Origin of the sequence: Halorubrum sp. PV6, assembly GCF_003990725.2 — an archaeon.
Lineage (GTDB): Archaea > Halobacteriota > Halobacteria > Halobacteriales > Haloferacaceae > Halorubrum.
The window spans coordinates 2,289,666-2,303,961 of record NZ_CP030064.1 but is presented as its reverse complement, the minus strand read 5'-3'; the positions used below and the strand labels follow the sequence as shown (position 1 = coordinate 2,303,961).

The window sequence follows — 14,296 nt, the reverse complement described above, 5'->3', positions numbered from 1 at the left end:
GAAGGGGACGGGCGCAAGCCGCGGGCGACGCGCGAGACTCCCTACGAGCGCTCGATACGTAGTTCGCGCTTGTCGGCGACGGCGTCCGCCTCGCTGAACTCGCCGCCCCCGAGCAGTCCGCGCGCGGCCTTCTTCCCCCACTCGACCGCCGGCTGCGTGAACGTCGAGACGCTCGCGAGTTCGCCGTACAGGACGCAGGCCGCCTCCATGCCGTAGAGGAGTTCGCCGAGGCCGCGCTCGTCGATCCGGTCCAGTTCCACGCGCAGGTTCGGGACGCCCGCGGCCGCGAGGCTCGCCTCCGTCGCCTCGAACTCGGCGTCCAGGAGGTCGCCGAGCGACGAGCCGCCGAGGTACGAGAGCCCGTCGAGGTCGGTCTCCGGAATCGCCGTCTCGGCGCGCTCGGTCGGGCGGATCAGCGACACGAGTTTGTCCGGCGGGCCGGCGCGGTACAGCTGGAGCTGTGAGTGCTGGTCGGTCGCGCCGAGCGCCCGCGCCGGCGTCTGGCCGAGGCCGTCCTTCCCGAGGCTCTCGGCCCACAACTGAGCGAACCACTCCGCGAACGTCTCCAGCGACTCCGCGTACGGCATCACGGCGTTCGTGAGCGCGCCGCGCTCGGCGAGCGCGTACGTCGCCGCGCCGTAGGCGTACGCCGGCGTCTCGAACAGCGACCCCGACAGGCTCGCCATCCCGTCGCGCCCGCCCGCGAGGACGGCCTCGATGTCGTGGCCCTGCAGCGCCGGCACCGCGAGCCCGACCGTCGAGAGCGCGGAGAAGCGACCGGGCACCCCGTCCGGCACGTCGAGCGCGGGGAGGTCGTGGGCGTCGGCGAGCGCGCGGAGGTTCCCCGCTTCGCCGGTGGTGACGAGGGTCCGCTCGGTCCAGTCGACGCCCGCCTCGTCCATCGCCTCGCGGACGACGAGGAAGTTCGCGAGCGTCTCCGCGGTCGTCCCGGACTTGGAGACGACGTTGACGACGGTGTCGTCGAGCGGGAGCGAGTCGAGGAGCGCGTCGCTGGCGTCGGGGTCGACGTTGTCGAGGAAGTAGGCGTCCACGTCGCTTTCGAGGGCGTTCGCGAGCGTCGCCGCGCCGAGCGCGCTCCCGCCGATGCCGACCGTCAGGACGGCCTCGGGGCGGTCGAAGCGGTCGGTCGCCGCGCGGATCGCCGCCGCGTCGGTCGTCTCCGGAAGGTTCAGCGCCGCGTACCCGAACTCGTCGTCGGCCATCCCCGCGGCGATCCGGTCGTGTGCGTCCGCGACCCGGTCGTCGAGACGCTCAAGCGTCTCCTCCGTGAGTCCCGGTGTCGTGTCTAACGCGTTGCCGAGGTCGACGTGCATACAGCACGTGGGTGCGACCGGGACTTAAGAATGGGTCTCACGTCGGAGCGGCGGCGCAGCGCCCGTTCTCCCTACTGAGGCGGCTCGGGCGGCCGGAGGTCGCGCTGGAACTCGTCGAACGGCTCGACGTCGTCCGGGAGGTCGTACTCGATCTCGCGGTCGTCCTGTCGGTCGGGGAGCCGCCCGTCTTCGAGGTCGTCCGCGACCGTCTCCCATCCGGGCTTCACGCGGACGCTCCTGGCGGGCGAGCCGACGACGACGTGGTGGGCCGGCACGTCGCCCTGCACGACCGAGCGCGCGCCGACGACGCTGTTCTCGCCGACGCGACAGCCCGCCCGGACCATCGCGTCGTAGGTGACGCGGGCGTCGTCCTCGACTATCGTGTGGAAGTTCCGCACCTCGGTCTGGTCGACGAGGTCGTGGTCGTGGCTGTACAGGTGGACGCCGTCGGAGATGGACGCCCGGTCGCCGATCGTCAGCTTCCCTCGGTCGTCGAGGTGGACGCCGTCGTGGATGACGACGTTGTCCCCGACTTCGATGTTGTGCCCGTAGGTGACGGAGATTCCCTTAAAAAAGCGACAGTTGTCGCCGCACTCGGCAAAGAGGTGATTCCCGAGCATCTGGCGGAACCGGAGCGCGAAGTCGACGTTGTCGGCCATCGGCGTGGCGTCGAACTGGCGCCAGAGCCACTGGAGGTGTTTCGAGCGCTGGAACTGCTCCTCGTCCTTTTCGGCGTAGTACTCCGACTCCAGCGTCGCGTTACACGGGTCGTACCCCTGTAAGCGGACGCGCTCGGCTTTCGATACCGACTCGCCGTCCTGCCACGCCTCCCAGCGCTCTCGGTCGCCGTGGAGGTCGATCAGCGTGTCCCGGACGACTTCGCAGGTGTCCTCCTCCGAGGAGAGCCGCTCGTCCACCTCGTCGATGAATCCTCGGACCCCGGCCGCCGCGTCGTCGGGCAGGGACACGTGTCGCTTTGTCATCGCCCCTCTTTCGTCGCCGTCCCTCAAAGGGATTCGGTTGTGCGAACGCGACGCGCGGACGCCGGTCAGCGGAGTTCGGCGTTGACGAACAGGGCGACGATGACGCCGACGAACGACACGCCGACGGCCATGACGACGGCCGTGACGATTCCGGCGCTGCCGAACGATAACCACAGGGCGGTGACCGAGGCGACGGCGACGACCGCGAGCAGCGCAACGACGGCGTCGAGCCGCCGGCGGAGGGACTTCTCCATGCGAGCCACGAAGAGAGTCGGTCGTCAAAAATCCAACGGAGCGGTCGCCGTCGGACTGCCGATCACCGCTTCTGTTCTGCAACCGTGGGATCGACCGCGCCCGATAAGTGTCCCGACCGCTAATCACCGGGCATGCAGCACCGCGAACTCGGGAACTCCGGCGTCGAGGTCTCGGAGATCGGCTTCGGCGCGTGGGTCGTCGGCACGGACTGGTGGGGCGACCGCTCGGACGAACAGGCGATCGAGATGGTCGAGACGGCGCTCGACGCGGGCGTCACGTACGTCGACACCGGCGACGTGTACGGCCACGGCGACAGCGAGACGATCATCGGGAAAGCGATCGACGGCCGCCGCGACGAGGTGACGCTGTCGACGAAGATCGGCTACGACTTCTACGACAACCCGCAGGCGGGCCACGGCGAACTGCCGAAGGAGCTGAACCGCGAGTACCTCACCGAGGCGTTCGAGGCCTCGCTGGACCGGCTCGACACCGACTACGTCGACGTGCTCCAGCTCCACAACGCCAACGTCGACGAGGTCACCCCCGAGGTTCGGGACCTCCTCCGCGAGTGGAAGGCCGACGGTCGCGTCCGCGCGCTCGGCTGGGCGCTCGGCCCCTCCATCGGCTGGCTCGCCGAGGGCGACGCGACCGTCGAGTACGAGGAGTTCGACGCGGTCCAGACCGTGTTCAACGTCTTCGAGCAGGAGCCCGGCCGCCACTTCGTCGACACTATCCGCGAGTCCGGCGCCGACACCTCCGTCATCGCCCGCGTCCCGCACTCCTCCGGCCTCCTCAACGAGCAGGTGACGCCCGAAACCGTCCTCGAAGACGGCGACCACCGCTCGCACCGACCCAAAGAGTGGTACGAGACCGGCTGGGAGAAAGTCGAGGCGCTCCGGTTCCTCGAGTCACCCGACCACGCCGAGGGGACGCGCACGATGGCGCAGGCCGCGATCCGCTGGCTGCTCGCCCACGACGAGGTCGCCTCTGTCACGCCGACGTTCCGCGACGCCGACGACATCGCCGAGTGGAGCGCCGCGAGCGACGTGCCCGCCCTCTCCGACGCCGAGTACGAGCGCGTCGACGAGCTGTACGCGCGCAACTTCGACATCGACCGCGACGACGGGATGGACGTGCTCCGCACCTCCGTCGACGGCGACGACATCGAGGCCGCCGGCCTGGACAAACGCGCCGCGTCGTACTGAGCCGCCGACCCGCTCGTTTCTCTTCGAGACCGCCGGACTGCGGCGGGGTCTGCGACACGTACACAACTTTCACCGCGGTCGGTCGCGACGGGCGCGTACCGGCCGAACCGCCGACGCCGTCGCTCGCGATTTTTAAGTGGTGGCTCGGTGGAAAACCCTCATCACAAGGGGCTCAGTGGGGGTAACACGTCGTCATGGCCACCGTCTCCAGCGTGGCCGTCGGCGGGTATAAACCTCCCGCGATGGAGCGCTTGCGGCGACTGACCAAGCCGACCGCGCACCCTGTTACCACTCACCGGCGACCGACGTCGCGAACCGCTCCATCGCCGCCTCGGGGTCGTCGCCGCGCAGGCCGACGATGACGTGGTCGACGCCGACCGATTCGAGGCGCCCGAAGTAGTCGCGGAACCAGTCGGCGCCGGCGCGGTAGCCGAGGTGGAGCTGTTCGGGTTCGGCGGCCGGGTCGTCGGCGAACTCGACGCCGAGGGCGATACAGAACGGCTTTTCGCCGGCCAGTTCGCGCCACTCCGCGACGTAGCTCCGGAGCGTCTCGTCCGGGAGGTGATAGAACAGCCAGCCGTCGCCGTGGTCGGCGATCCACTCCGTCGACTGCCTGGCGTTCCCCGTCGGCAACACCGGGAGCGTCTCGGTCGTCGGCTTCGGGAGCACGTCGAGGTCGCCGTCGAGGTCGCCCCACTCGCCGTCGACTTCGGGGAACGACTCGCTCCAGCAGGCGCGCATCGCTGCGATCCGGTCGCGGACCATCTCGCCCCGGCGCTCGGGGTCGACGCCGAACGCCGGGTACTCCGGGTCGCGATCCCCGGACGCGACGCCGAGGACGACCCGCCCGTCGGAGAGGCGGTCGACGGTCGCCGCGGACTTCGCGAGGTGGATCGGGTGCCGGAGCGGGAGGACGACGCTCGACGTGCCGAGCGCGATCGTCTCGGTGCGGGCGGCCGCGTGCGAGAGCAGCGCCCACGGGTCGAACGCGCCGCCGGCGTCGCCGAACCGCGGCCAGTAGGTCGGCACGTCCCGCGCCCACAGCGCGTCGAAGCCGAGCGCCTCGGCGCGTTCCGCGAGGCGCAGCTCCTCGGTCGGATCCGGGGTCTCGCGCCGCACCCCAGTCAGGGGGAAGCCGAGGCCGACCGTGAGCCCGTCGCCGTCGAACAGCCGTCGGAAGCCGGCGTTGGCGTGCGGCCGACCGCGGTTCGCGTCGGGGCCCGTCATCGACTCCGGTCAGTTCCCGCCGGCGATCCGACTCGCGACCCGGTCGCGGTCGCGCCGAACCCGCTCCGTGATCGCGACCACCTGTGCCAACACGGGGTGACCGGGCCCGTCGACCGGCCCGTACAGGTACTGATAAAAGGAGCGACCGTCGTCGTCCCCGGATCCGGGTCCGGCCCCCGCGGGCCGCATCGGCGGGTCCCCGAGGCTCCGCTGGCGCTCCTCGGCGATCGCGTCACACTCGGGTTCGAGGTCGCCGAGCCGCTCCCACACGTCGATCGCCGCCCCCGTCCGGTCGCTTCGCACGCCGTCGAGGTGTTCGACGAGCCGTCGCCGCCGCCGGTCGACGCGCTCCAGATCGGTCTCGTACCGGGCGAGGGCGTCTTCCTCCGCCGCGATGGCGTCGGCCAGCGACGAGCGGGCGTCGGCCGCCCGCCGACTGCGCCGCACCAGCGCCGACTGCGCGCCGGGCGAAAGCGTGCCGTTCGAGGCCAACGCCGCGGTCGTGTCGGGGCCGAGTTCGGCGGCGAGGCTCTCCGCGACCGACTCGTCGTACTCCTCGCGGTAGTGGGGGACCGACATCACCGTGTCCCGGTACGACGCCAGCACCCGCCGGAGCCGGACGTCGCCGCCGGTCGCGTGCTCGCCGCCGAACGGTGCGCCCGTTCGGACCGTCGCCGCCGGCCCGTCGAGCGACGACACGGTCGCCGGGACGGGGGCCGTGTCGAGCCGAGCAACGGCGACGGCGAACTCCTCGAACGCCTCGCGCTCGTCGAGGACTCGCCGCCGCTCGCTCCGGCACGCCGCCTTGGCGTCCCGGACGTACGCCAGCGCGACGAACGCGGCGACGCCGACGAGCCCCACCGCGGCGAGTACGGCCGGATCGGTCGCGGCCGAGACGAGGTCACAGGACCAGCCGGCACACTCCGTCGCGGGCGCCGTGTCCCGCAGCCGGAGCGCCCCCGCCGACACCTGTCCTACGCTCATTGTATGCGCTAACACGGCACACGTACAAAGCGCTTGTGGCGAATCTCAGGGACGGACGCGACGGTTTCCCGAACGAGCCGGTGAGCCGGTTTCCGTGCACTCCGAGCCGGTCCGGCTACTCGACGACGCCGTCGTCGGTGATCACGGTGTCTATCATCCCGATCGGGGTCGCGTCGTAGCTCGGGTTCTCTATCGTCACGTCCTCGACGGGCTCGCGCATCACCTCGACCGCGTCGCGGAACTCGTTTTCGAACCGGAACTCCTCGATCTGTTTCGCGCCGGAGCCGACCGCCGTCACCGGGACGCCGAGTTCGCGGGCGGTGACGACGACCGGGAAGGTTCCGATGCGGTTGTAGTACGTCCCGCCGGTCATGCAGGTGATCCCGAGCATGACGCGGTCGCAGTCGCGGAGGGCGTAGCCCATCGCGCTGTCGACCACCATCCGGGCGTCGACGCGCGCCATCCCGGCGAGCGCGCGGACCGTCTTCCGTCCGAGGGTTCGCGGACGCGCCTCGGTGACGTACACCGTCAGGTGGGCGCCGTCGCGGGCGGCGTTCTCGATGGATTCGAGGACCGTCGTCGAGTAGTCGTGGACCAACAGCGTGTCGCCGTCGTCGATGTGTTCGGCGGCGTTGGCGGCCGCCTCGCCTTTCGCCGTCTCGATGTCGTCGGTGACGCGCTCGATGGTGTCTTCGAGCCGCTGTTTCCCGTCCTCGACGCTCGTCGCCTCGCCGACGATGGAGCGTTCGACCTCGCGCATGGCGTTGTGGAGCGCGGCGTGTGAGGGGTTCGACCGCCGCAACACCCCCGCGTTGTGTTCGAGGTCGCGCTCGAACTCGTCGACCGTCACGTACTCCCGTTCGAGCAGCTCCGTGAGCGACCGCGTCGCCTTCACAGCCACCGCCGAGGTGCTGTGGGTCCGCATCGCCCGGATCTCGGCGACCGTCTCGTCGATCATACCCCAACGGTCGTCGCCCCGACGCAAAGGGGTTCCGGGGTCCCGCCGAGCCGACGGCTCCGCGTCGAGCGCCTCGATCCGATGTGACGGAAAAACGCGAGCGAGTCGCCGGACGGCCCCGCCTCAGGCGTACTTCGCGACGATGTCGAGTACGTCGTCGAGTTCGTCGCCGTCGAGCGAGTAGCGCTCCTGTGCGAACACCGAGCGCAGTTCGGTTCGGTCCTCGGGGAGGAGGTCGGCGATCTTCACCGCGGTCGGCACGTCGATCTGGTCGAGTTCGGTCAGCTCCTCGACGAGTTCGCGGGACTCCTCGGCGTCGAGGTGGGCGAACCGGTTGACGTGTTCGATCGCGCGGGCGAGCTCGTAGCGGAGGTCACGGTCCTCGTCGTCCGCGCGCTCCGCCTCGATATCCACGAGGATCTCCTTCGCTTCGGAGGTGGTGACGTACTCCTCGTCGAGCTTCTCTTTGAATATCGTCATTGCGGTTCAGTTCTGCTGTGCGCTCATGTGGGCGGCGGCGACGATGAGCGTCTTCGCCTTCCCGCCGTCCGAGATTTCGACTTTGAACGCGGCGCCCTGCTTGCCGACCACCGTGCCGGTGCGGCCGTCGAAGCGGGGGTGGAAGCGACCCTTCTGGACGCTGGGGTCGATCTTGAGGTGGACCTGCGACCCCTCGTCGAACTCCTGGATCGCTCGCTGCGGCGGCGACGTGCCGCGGTCGCGGGGTTTATTCGAGAGCTTGTCGCGAGTCGCCTTCTGGGGGCCATTGGAACTCGGCATGGTCTTGCGCCTTCTTCCGCTGCCGCGGTTATAAATGGTGCGTTACGCCTCTCGACCGAGATCCGGTACCACACCGGCGCGGTCGGCTCGCGGCGTCGTCGCCCGGCCGTGAGCGACCCGATCGGCCCCGCAGTCGACCCGCGAAAGTACCCGACGCGACTCCCCCTTTCGAAAGGGATAATCCCCTGAAACCCTACGCTATTTGTAATGAGTCATCAGCTGCCAGACGTTCAGGCGTCGGCGCCGGACGTCTCTGTCGGGCTGTCGCAGGTGGGCGTCACCGGCGTCGAGAAACTCGTCAAACTCGCTCGCGGCGACAAACGCCCCATCGTCCTCATGGCCGAGTTCGAGGTGTTCGTCGATCTCCCCGGCGGCCGCAAGGGGATCGACATGTCGCGGAACCTCGCGACGGTCGACGAGATCCTCGAAGACATCACCCGCGAGGAGGCGTATCGCGTCGAAGACGTCTGTGGCGACGCCGCCGAGCGACTCTTAGAGAAACACGACTACACGACCACCGCCGAGGTGTCGATGTCGGCCGAGCTCGTCACCCGCGAGGACACGCCGGCGTCCGAAATCGAGACCCAGAGCACGGCGACCATCGTGGCCAGCGCCACGGCGACGGACGCGGGCACCCGCGAGGAGATCGGCGCCGAGGTCACCGGTATGACGGTCTGTCCCTGCTCGCAGGGGATGAGCGAGTCCCGCGCCCGCGACAAACTCGCCGAACTCGGCGTCGACGACGAGACGACGGAAGAGTTCTTAGACGCCGTCCCGCAGCCGGGCCACTCACAGCGCGGCCACGCGACGCTCACCGTCACCACCGACGGCCACCCCGACATCGACCTCCGCGACCTGATCGACGTCGCTCGCGACTCGATGAGCGCGCGGATCTACAACATGGCGAAGCGCCCGGACGAAGACCACATGACCTACGAGGCACACGCCGACGCGAAGTTCGTCGAGGACTGCGTCCGCGCGCTGGCCGAGGGCACCGTCGAGGAGTTCGATCACCTCCCGGACGACGCCGTGATCCACATGAAACAGTCGAACGACGAGTCGATCCACCAGCACAACGCCCACGCCGAGCGCGAGGTCACGATGGGCGACCTGCGAGACGAACTGAACGCCGAGCACTGAGGGCGGTACGGACCCGTCGACCGGTCGCGCGAGCGTCGCCCGGCCGGGCTGTTTGCTTTCGACACGGAGCGGCGAGCCGGCTCACCCGAACGTCAGCGGCTCGGCGTCCTCCCACTGCGGCTCGAACTGGTCTTTGACGCTCGCCGCGAACTCCGCGTCCTTCACGTCGATCATCGCGAACGGCTCGTCCCCGGAGAGGGGGTGTGGCACCTCGATGCACACCTCGACGCCGTCGAACACGGAGAAGGTCCCGTCGACGCCGGCGGTGGTGCGCACTTCGAACCCCGGCATGTCGGAGAGATCCGCGGTGTATCGGCGTCCGACGCTGCGCGGCAGCGCGTCCACGGTCCCCGGCGACAACAGCACGCGTATCTCGACGCCGCGGTCTAAGGCCGCCTCCAACTCGTCGGTCACCTGCTCGCCGATCGTCCCGAGGTCGAACCCGGTCGCGGGCGCGCCGGCGACGACGACCATCCGCCGCTCGGCGGCCGCGATACGCTCTAAGAGGAGGTCGGTGGCGTCCTCCGCGCCGACGGCCGCGGTCCAGAACTGCCCGTCGACCGGCTCGCCCGCGTCGAGCTCCGTCGAGAGGTCCTCGACGACGGCCTCGTACTGCTCCGCCTGCGTCTCTAACTCCGCCTTCTTCTCCTCTAACAGCCGGTCGAGGGCGGCGTCCGGCTCCACCGCGACGTACTTTTTCGGCCGGCTGGCGGCCTGGCTCCGAACGAGGTTGTGCTGTTCTAAACTGTTGAGCACGTCGTACACCCGGCCCATCGGGACCTCGCTCGCTCGCGAGAGGTCCTTCGCCGTGGTCGGCCCGGTCCGTAAGAGCGCGCGGTACGCGCGGGCCTCGTACTCGGACAGGCCCAGGTCGCGGAGAGATGCCATACCGGGGGATCCGCCGGCACCCGTATAAACACACCGCCGGTTTACACGCCTCGGCGGTGGACTCCCCGAGCCGTCGGTCGTTACCCGAAAAAATCGCCAGACGATGCCGACTGAGTGCGGCGAACTGCGACGACAACCCCGCTATTGGATCGTCGTCTCGACCCGCGTCATCAACTCGGCGGGTGTTTCTGCGGGCTCGGAGACGGCGTCTCCGGCGAGCACCACGGCCGAGCCCGCGGGGACCGACCGCGGCGCGGGCGCGTCCGCTCGGTGCGCGTTCGGCACGACGACCTTCTCGTGGTCGGCGACTCGCCACGCGGCGCGGTGCAGGTCGCTCCCCGGCTCGTCGCCGACGGCGACCACGGTGGTGCCGCGAAGCAGTCGGCCGACGAGGCTGCCGTACCCCGCGACCTGCACGCTCAGGCGCTCGGTCGCGCCGGCGAACGACTCGGCGGTCTCGCGGGCGACGGCCTCGTACCGCTCCTCGCCCGTCAGCGCCGCCAGATCGAGGAGCGCGGTCGCCATCTCGACGTTGCCGTCGAGCGGCCTGAACGGGCGATCCAGCAGTCCCGCGCCCGAACGCGGGCCGTCGACGAAGGAGCCGTCGACGTGCAGCCGATCGATCGCCCGGTCGGCGACCGCGCGGGCGACGGCGGCTCCCTCTCCGAGCACGCCCGCGGCGCGGGTGTACGCACCCACCACGCGAGCGGCGTCGGCCAACAGGTCCGTCTCGCCGTCCGCGTCGCTCCCGCGGTAGTGCGTCACCGCTCCGGAGTCGACGTCGATCAGATCGCGTTCCAACTCGCCGAGGATCCGCTCTGCGTACTCGCGGGCGCGCTCGGCGTCGGTGTAGGCGGCGACCGCGAGCAGGGCGTCGGCCGCGAGCGCGTTCCCGCCGGCGAAGACGGTGAGGTCCCGGCGCGGCGCGTCGAGGTCGTCGCGGTCCGCGGCGGCGGCCGCGTAGTAGGCCCTGCCGAGGCCCGGCCCGACGCTGCCGCCGACGCCGTAGCCGGTCCAGAGGTCGTCGGTAAGGAACGCCACCGCGTCGGTCGCCGGTTCGAGGTACGCCTCGTCGCCGGTGTAGAGGTAGGCGTTCGCGAACGCCCTCGTGACGGCCGCGTTCGTGTCGATCGACTTCTCGTAGGCCACGTCGCCCCAGTCCGGCGTCCCCGCAAATCGGAAGAACCCGCCCGCCACGTCGTCGGCGAGGTGGTCGCGGACCGCGTCGAGGGTCCGGAGGGCGCGGTCGCGGTCGCGCTTCAGCGCGAACTCGACGGTTCGGGGGAGCGGGAACTTCGCGTCGGTTCCCCACCCGGCGTTGTTCTCGTCGTACTTCACCTCGATCTGGCCGGCGAGGTGGCTCTCTACCGCGTCGGTCAGCGTCCCGCTCGGCGGGAGGTCGCCGTCGAGCGCGCGCGGGATCCGGCCCGCGGAGCGCCCCTTGTCGGCCCACATCTGCCGGACCGATTCGAGGACCTGGCGCATCCCGTCGACGTCGAGGTAGCCCGCGCCGGTGAGCAGTTCGCCCTCGGGCGTGAGGAAGGCGGTCGTCGGGAACCCGCCCATGTTGTACCGCTCGCGCACCCGTGGGTTGCGGTCGACGTCGACGCGGACGGGGACGAACCCCTCGTTGACGTTGGCGGCGATCCGCGGCTCCGCGTAGGTGATCGCGTCCATCTCGTGACACCCCTCACACCACGTGGCGGACAGCGAGAGCAGCACCGGGCAGCCCCGCTCGTCGGCCTCGGCGAAGGCGTCGGCGCCCCAGTCGCGCCACTCGACGTGCGTCTCGTCGGTCATACGTCGAGTGCGGCCGGCCGGAGGGTAAGCGCTTCGAGAGCGCGCGGCGGGCGAACAGCGACGACAGCGAGTGGAGAACGGCGTGGAGGGCGGGAGTCGACTGCGATGCGTTGGATTTTCGCCGGACTCAGCGCTTGTGCGCCGGACTCAGCGCTTGTGGTCGTGACCGAGCGCGAGCGCGAGAACGTTCGCGACCAGCAGGCCGACGAACAACAGCCCGGTGGTTCCCTCGAGTCCCATGTAGAGGAGGACGGGGTACGTCGCCGGGATGGCGATGGCCGCCCAGAAGGCGGCTGCTTTCACCGTGCCGGTCATCAGTCCGGCGACCTGTCGGCCGGACGAGAGGGGCGTGGAAGCGGGGGTTGACATGGACACCTCACCGTACGACTGGGGACCACATATAGCCCGCCGAGGGTTCGGACGATTTCACCACGTTTCTCGCCCGCCGCCGACGTTTTAAAACGTCCTCAAAAACCGTTTAATTGTTTATAAACTCGTTTTAGGCGTTCGTTCTGAACATCGACGATCGTCGGTCCGCAATCTGATCATCGACGATATCGCCCCGAGACCGGCTCACACTCGGATCTCGACCAGCAGGTCCGACTCGGGCGACTCGCCCATCATCGAGCGGACGCGGTCCCACGTCAGGTCCGCGCGGGCGGTCACCGTCTCCGCCGCGATCGCGCCGCAGGCGTTGCCGACGAGCAGCGGCACCTGGTAGTCGCGAGGGTCGTGTGAGAAGCCCCCGTCGCTGATCTCGGGGTCTCTGAGCGCGGCGCCGAGGAACCCGGCGGCGAACGCGTCGCCCGCGCCGACCGTGTCGACCGCGTCGACCTCGAACCCCGGATGCGAGACGTCGCCGTGCGGCGTCCGGACCGTCGCGCCCTCCGCGCCGAGTTTGATCGCGACGACGCGGTCGTCGGGCTCCCACGGGTCGATGTCGGTCGCGTCGGCGAGCGCGTCCGCCTCCCTGGCGTTCACGAACAGCAGATCCGTGGCGTGGAGCGCGGCCTCGAACGAACGGTCGCCGATGCGGCGCCCCGGATCGAAGCTCCGGGTCGTCTCCGCCTCGCCCGCGGCGGTCGCGAGCGCGGCCGCGGTCCCCGGCTGCTGGCCGGTGAGGTGGAGGTGGTCGGCCGCCGCCAGCGTGTCGCGGTCGAGTTCGGCCGCGGTGAACGACTCGTTTGCGCCGTCATTCGCCAGCATGAGCAGCTCTCCGCTCCCGTCGACTATCGCGTACTTCACCGACGTGGGCTCGTCGGCGTCGACGAGGACTTGCCCCGGATCGACGCCGGCGCTCGCGAGTTCGCGGAGCGCTAACGCTCCCGACTCGTCGCCGCCGACGCTCCCGTAGACGACCGACTGGCCGCCGAGGCCGACGAGCCCGACCGCGACGTTCGCGGCGCTGCCGCCGCCCGACTGTTCGAGCAGGTCGATCCGGGTCTCGCCGTCCGGCTCCGGGAGCTCGCCGACGTGGATCGTCACGTCCCAGTTGATGTGGCCGGCCGACACCACCTTCGGGACGCGGTCCGCGGCGTCCGGCTCGATGTCGGGGTCGTCGTCGGCCGGCTCCGGCTCCCGGTCTCGCTCCCCGTCGGTCTCCCACTCAGCGACCTCCTCGTCCCACTCAGCGACCTCCTCGTCCCAGTCGTCGGGGGGGTCACCGTCGCCACCGCTCATGGCTCGGCCCACGGCTCGGCGGCGCCCTCGCCGAACAGCTCGCGCATCAGCGTCACGATACTCTCCGGCGGGAACTGCCCGTGCTCGGTGACGATGGCGTCCATGTACCGCGGCGGCGTCACGTCGAACGCGGGGTTCTCGACGGCGATCTCGCCGACCTCCTCGCGGTCGGCGGCGGCTATCACCTCCGCCTCGTCGCGCATCTCGATCTCGACGGTGTGGCCCGTCAGCGTCTCCGGGTGGAGCTTGATCGTCTGGGCCGCGGTCATGATCGGGACGCCGCGCTCGCGGGCGTTGACCGCGAGCCCCGAGGTGCCGATCTTGTTGATGACGCCGCCGTCAGCGGCGATGGAGTCGGCGCCGACGACGACGTGGTCGACCTCGTCGAGGTACCGCCGCGCGGCGGAGTCGACGATCAGGGTGACCGGCACCCCGGCGTCGCGGAGCTGCTCGGCCGTGATGTGCCCCTGCTGGCGCGGGCGCGTCTCCTTGACGACCGCCGATATCGATTTCCCCTGCTCGACGGCCGCCTCGATACACGCCAGGGCGTCGGTCGAGTGACAGTGCGTCATCACCGTGTCGCCGTCGGCGAGGCGGTTCGCGCCGACCTGTCCCAAGTCGTCCTGTGCGCGATCTAACTGGTCAACGAACGCCTCGCTCGCGTCGACGACGCTGCGGCGCAGCTCCTCGACCGTCTCTCCCTCCATCCGCTGAAGCACGTACCGGAGGGCGTTCGGCAGCGAGACGGCCGTCGGTCGGGTCTCGCGGAGGGTCCGCCCGGCCGCGCGCATCGACGCGCGGAACGCCTCGGGGTCGCTTGCGGTCCCGTCGGCGGCCGCGGCCTCGCGGGCCTGCTCGGCGAGCGCTTCCGCGGCGGCGGCCGCGATGGTCGCCGCGCCGCGGATCTCCATCGTCGCGATCGATTCGGCGGTCTCTCGAACCGGGACCGCCGGCTCCGTCTCGGTCATACCAACCCAGTAGCCGCCGCGGTATTTATAAAACCGGGCGAGAGGCGGGCGATCGCGGGGTGCCGTCGCCGTGCCGGGCCGCCACCCGTCGTCG

The 14,296-nt window shown here is 70.3% G+C and carries 15 protein-coding genes; 2 read left to right on the top strand and 13 right to left on the bottom strand.

The features are described from left to right. Nucleotides 1-41: 41 nt before the first annotated feature. The 3 genes from DOS48_RS25495 to DOS48_RS25485 all read right to left on the bottom strand — a co-directional run bounded on the left by DOS48_RS25495 (nt 42) and on the right by DOS48_RS25485 (nt 2,571). On the bottom strand, nt 42-1,334 hold the full coding sequence (locus tag DOS48_RS25495) for a glucose-6-phosphate isomerase (protein ID WP_127118402.1): 1,293 nt from the start codon (nt 1,332-1,334) through the stop codon (nt 42-44). A gap of 71 nt (nt 1,335-1,405) precedes the next feature. Next, a complete protein-coding gene (locus DOS48_RS25490; RefSeq protein ID WP_127118401.1) occupies nt 1,406-2,317 on the bottom strand; it encodes an acyltransferase in 912 nt (303 codons plus the stop codon). A 65-nt stretch (nt 2,318-2,382) separates the two neighbouring features. Then, nucleotides 2,383-2,571, bottom strand: coding sequence for a hypothetical protein (locus DOS48_RS25485; RefSeq protein ID WP_127118400.1), 189 nt, complete (start codon nt 2,569-2,571; stop codon nt 2,383-2,385). A gap of 132 nt (nt 2,572-2,703) precedes the next feature. Between DOS48_RS25485 and DOS48_RS25480 the strand changes: the two genes are divergently transcribed. Next, complete coding sequence (locus DOS48_RS25480) at nt 2,704-3,777, top strand: aldo/keto reductase (protein WP_127118399.1); 1,074 nt, start codon at nt 2,704-2,706, stop codon at nt 3,775-3,777. 285 nt (nt 3,778-4,062) lie between these two features. Here DOS48_RS25480 and DOS48_RS25475 read toward each other — a convergent pair whose 3' ends face one another. The 5 genes from DOS48_RS25475 to DOS48_RS25455 form a co-directional block, all read right to left on the bottom strand. Next, a complete protein-coding gene (locus DOS48_RS25475; RefSeq protein ID WP_127118398.1) occupies nt 4,063-5,004 on the bottom strand; it encodes a TIGR03571 family LLM class oxidoreductase in 942 nt (313 codons plus the stop codon). A gap of 9 nt (nt 5,005-5,013) precedes the next feature. Then, nucleotides 5,014-5,988 carry a hypothetical protein gene (locus tag DOS48_RS25470; protein ID WP_210755382.1) on the bottom strand — a complete coding sequence of 325 codons (975 nt, stop codon included), beginning with the start codon at nt 5,986-5,988 and terminating at the stop codon, nt 5,014-5,016. 115 nt (nt 5,989-6,103) lie between these two features. Next, entirely contained in the window at nt 6,104-6,946 is an 843-nt protein-coding gene (locus tag DOS48_RS25465) for a translation initiation factor eIF-2B (RefSeq protein ID WP_127118397.1), read from the bottom strand. 123 nt (nt 6,947-7,069) lie between these two features. Beyond that, entirely contained in the window at nt 7,070-7,426 is a 357-nt protein-coding gene (locus DOS48_RS25460; protein WP_127118396.1) for an RNA polymerase Rpb4 family protein, read from the bottom strand. A gap of 6 nt (nt 7,427-7,432) precedes the next feature. Further along, a complete protein-coding gene (locus DOS48_RS25455) occupies nt 7,433-7,726 on the bottom strand; it encodes a 50S ribosomal protein L21e (RefSeq protein ID WP_127118395.1) in 294 nt (97 codons plus the stop codon). A gap of 207 nt (nt 7,727-7,933) precedes the next feature. Here DOS48_RS25455 and mptA point away from each other — a divergent pair, with 207 nt between their 5' ends. Further along, on the top strand, nt 7,934-8,866 hold the full coding sequence (gene mptA, locus DOS48_RS25450) for a GTP cyclohydrolase MptA (RefSeq protein ID WP_127118394.1): 933 nt from the start codon (nt 7,934-7,936) through the stop codon (nt 8,864-8,866). A gap of 81 nt (nt 8,867-8,947) precedes the next feature. Here mptA and DOS48_RS25445 read toward each other — a convergent pair whose 3' ends face one another. The 5 genes from DOS48_RS25445 to DOS48_RS25425 form a co-directional block, all read right to left on the bottom strand. Further along, on the bottom strand, nt 8,948-9,754 hold the full coding sequence (locus DOS48_RS25445; protein WP_127118393.1) for a TrmB family transcriptional regulator: 807 nt from the start codon (nt 9,752-9,754) through the stop codon (nt 8,948-8,950). Nucleotides 9,755-9,895: 141 nt separating this feature from the next. Continuing rightward, nucleotides 9,896-11,554, bottom strand: a complete 1,659-nt coding sequence (locus tag DOS48_RS25440; RefSeq protein WP_127118392.1) for a DUF255 domain-containing protein — start codon at nt 11,552-11,554, stop codon at nt 9,896-9,898. A 147-nt stretch (nt 11,555-11,701) separates the two neighbouring features. Next, on the bottom strand, nt 11,702-11,923 hold the full coding sequence (locus DOS48_RS25435) for a hypothetical protein (protein WP_127118391.1): 222 nt from the start codon (nt 11,921-11,923) through the stop codon (nt 11,702-11,704). A 204-nt stretch (nt 11,924-12,127) separates the two neighbouring features. Next, a complete protein-coding gene (locus tag DOS48_RS25430) occupies nt 12,128-13,234 on the bottom strand; it encodes a carbohydrate kinase family protein (protein WP_127118390.1) in 1,107 nt (368 codons plus the stop codon). After that, entirely contained in the window at nt 13,231-14,202 is a 972-nt protein-coding gene (locus DOS48_RS25425) for a ribose 1,5-bisphosphate isomerase (protein WP_127118389.1), read from the bottom strand. Before DOS48_RS25425 ends, DOS48_RS25430 begins: the two co-directional genes overlap by 4 nt. Nucleotides 14,203-14,296: the final 94 nt, after the last annotated feature.

Bases quoted from the DNA above. Each gene is read 5' to 3' on its own strand.
- DOS48_RS25495 (WP_127118402.1), bottom strand. From the start codon at position 1,334: ATGCACGTCGACCTCGGCAACGCGTTAGACACGACACCGGGACTCACG.
- DOS48_RS25490 (WP_127118401.1), bottom strand. From the start codon at position 2,317: ATGACAAAGCGACACGTGTCCCTGCCCGACGACGCGGCGGCCGGGGTC.
- DOS48_RS25485 (WP_127118400.1), bottom strand. From the start codon at position 2,571: ATGGAGAAGTCCCTCCGCCGGCGGCTCGACGCCGTCGTTGCGCTGCTC.
- DOS48_RS25480 (WP_127118399.1), top strand. From the start codon at position 2,704: ATGCAGCACCGCGAACTCGGGAACTCCGGCGTCGAGGTCTCGGAGATC.
- DOS48_RS25475 (WP_127118398.1), bottom strand. From the start codon at position 5,004: ATGACGGGCCCCGACGCGAACCGCGGTCGGCCGCACGCCAACGCCGGC.
- DOS48_RS25470 (WP_210755382.1), bottom strand. From the start codon at position 5,988: ATGAGCGTAGGACAGGTGTCGGCGGGGGCGCTCCGGCTGCGGGACACG.
- DOS48_RS25465 (WP_127118397.1), bottom strand. From the start codon at position 6,946: ATGATCGACGAGACGGTCGCCGAGATCCGGGCGATGCGGACCCACAGC.
- DOS48_RS25460 (WP_127118396.1), bottom strand. From the start codon at position 7,426: ATGACGATATTCAAAGAGAAGCTCGACGAGGAGTACGTCACCACCTCC.
- DOS48_RS25455 (WP_127118395.1), bottom strand. From the start codon at position 7,726: ATGCCGAGTTCCAATGGCCCCCAGAAGGCGACTCGCGACAAGCTCTCG.
- mptA (WP_127118394.1), top strand. From the start codon at position 7,934: ATGAGTCATCAGCTGCCAGACGTTCAGGCGTCGGCGCCGGACGTCTCT.
- DOS48_RS25445 (WP_127118393.1), bottom strand. From the start codon at position 9,754: ATGGCATCTCTCCGCGACCTGGGCCTGTCCGAGTACGAGGCCCGCGCG.
- DOS48_RS25440 (WP_127118392.1), bottom strand. From the start codon at position 11,554: ATGACCGACGAGACGCACGTCGAGTGGCGCGACTGGGGCGCCGACGCC.
- DOS48_RS25435 (WP_127118391.1), bottom strand. From the start codon at position 11,923: ATGTCAACCCCCGCTTCCACGCCCCTCTCGTCCGGCCGACAGGTCGCC.
- DOS48_RS25430 (WP_127118390.1), bottom strand. From the start codon at position 13,234: ATGAGCGGTGGCGACGGTGACCCCCCCGACGACTGGGACGAGGAGGTC.
- DOS48_RS25425 (WP_127118389.1), bottom strand. From the start codon at position 14,202: ATGACCGAGACGGAGCCGGCGGTCCCGGTTCGAGAGACCGCCGAATCG.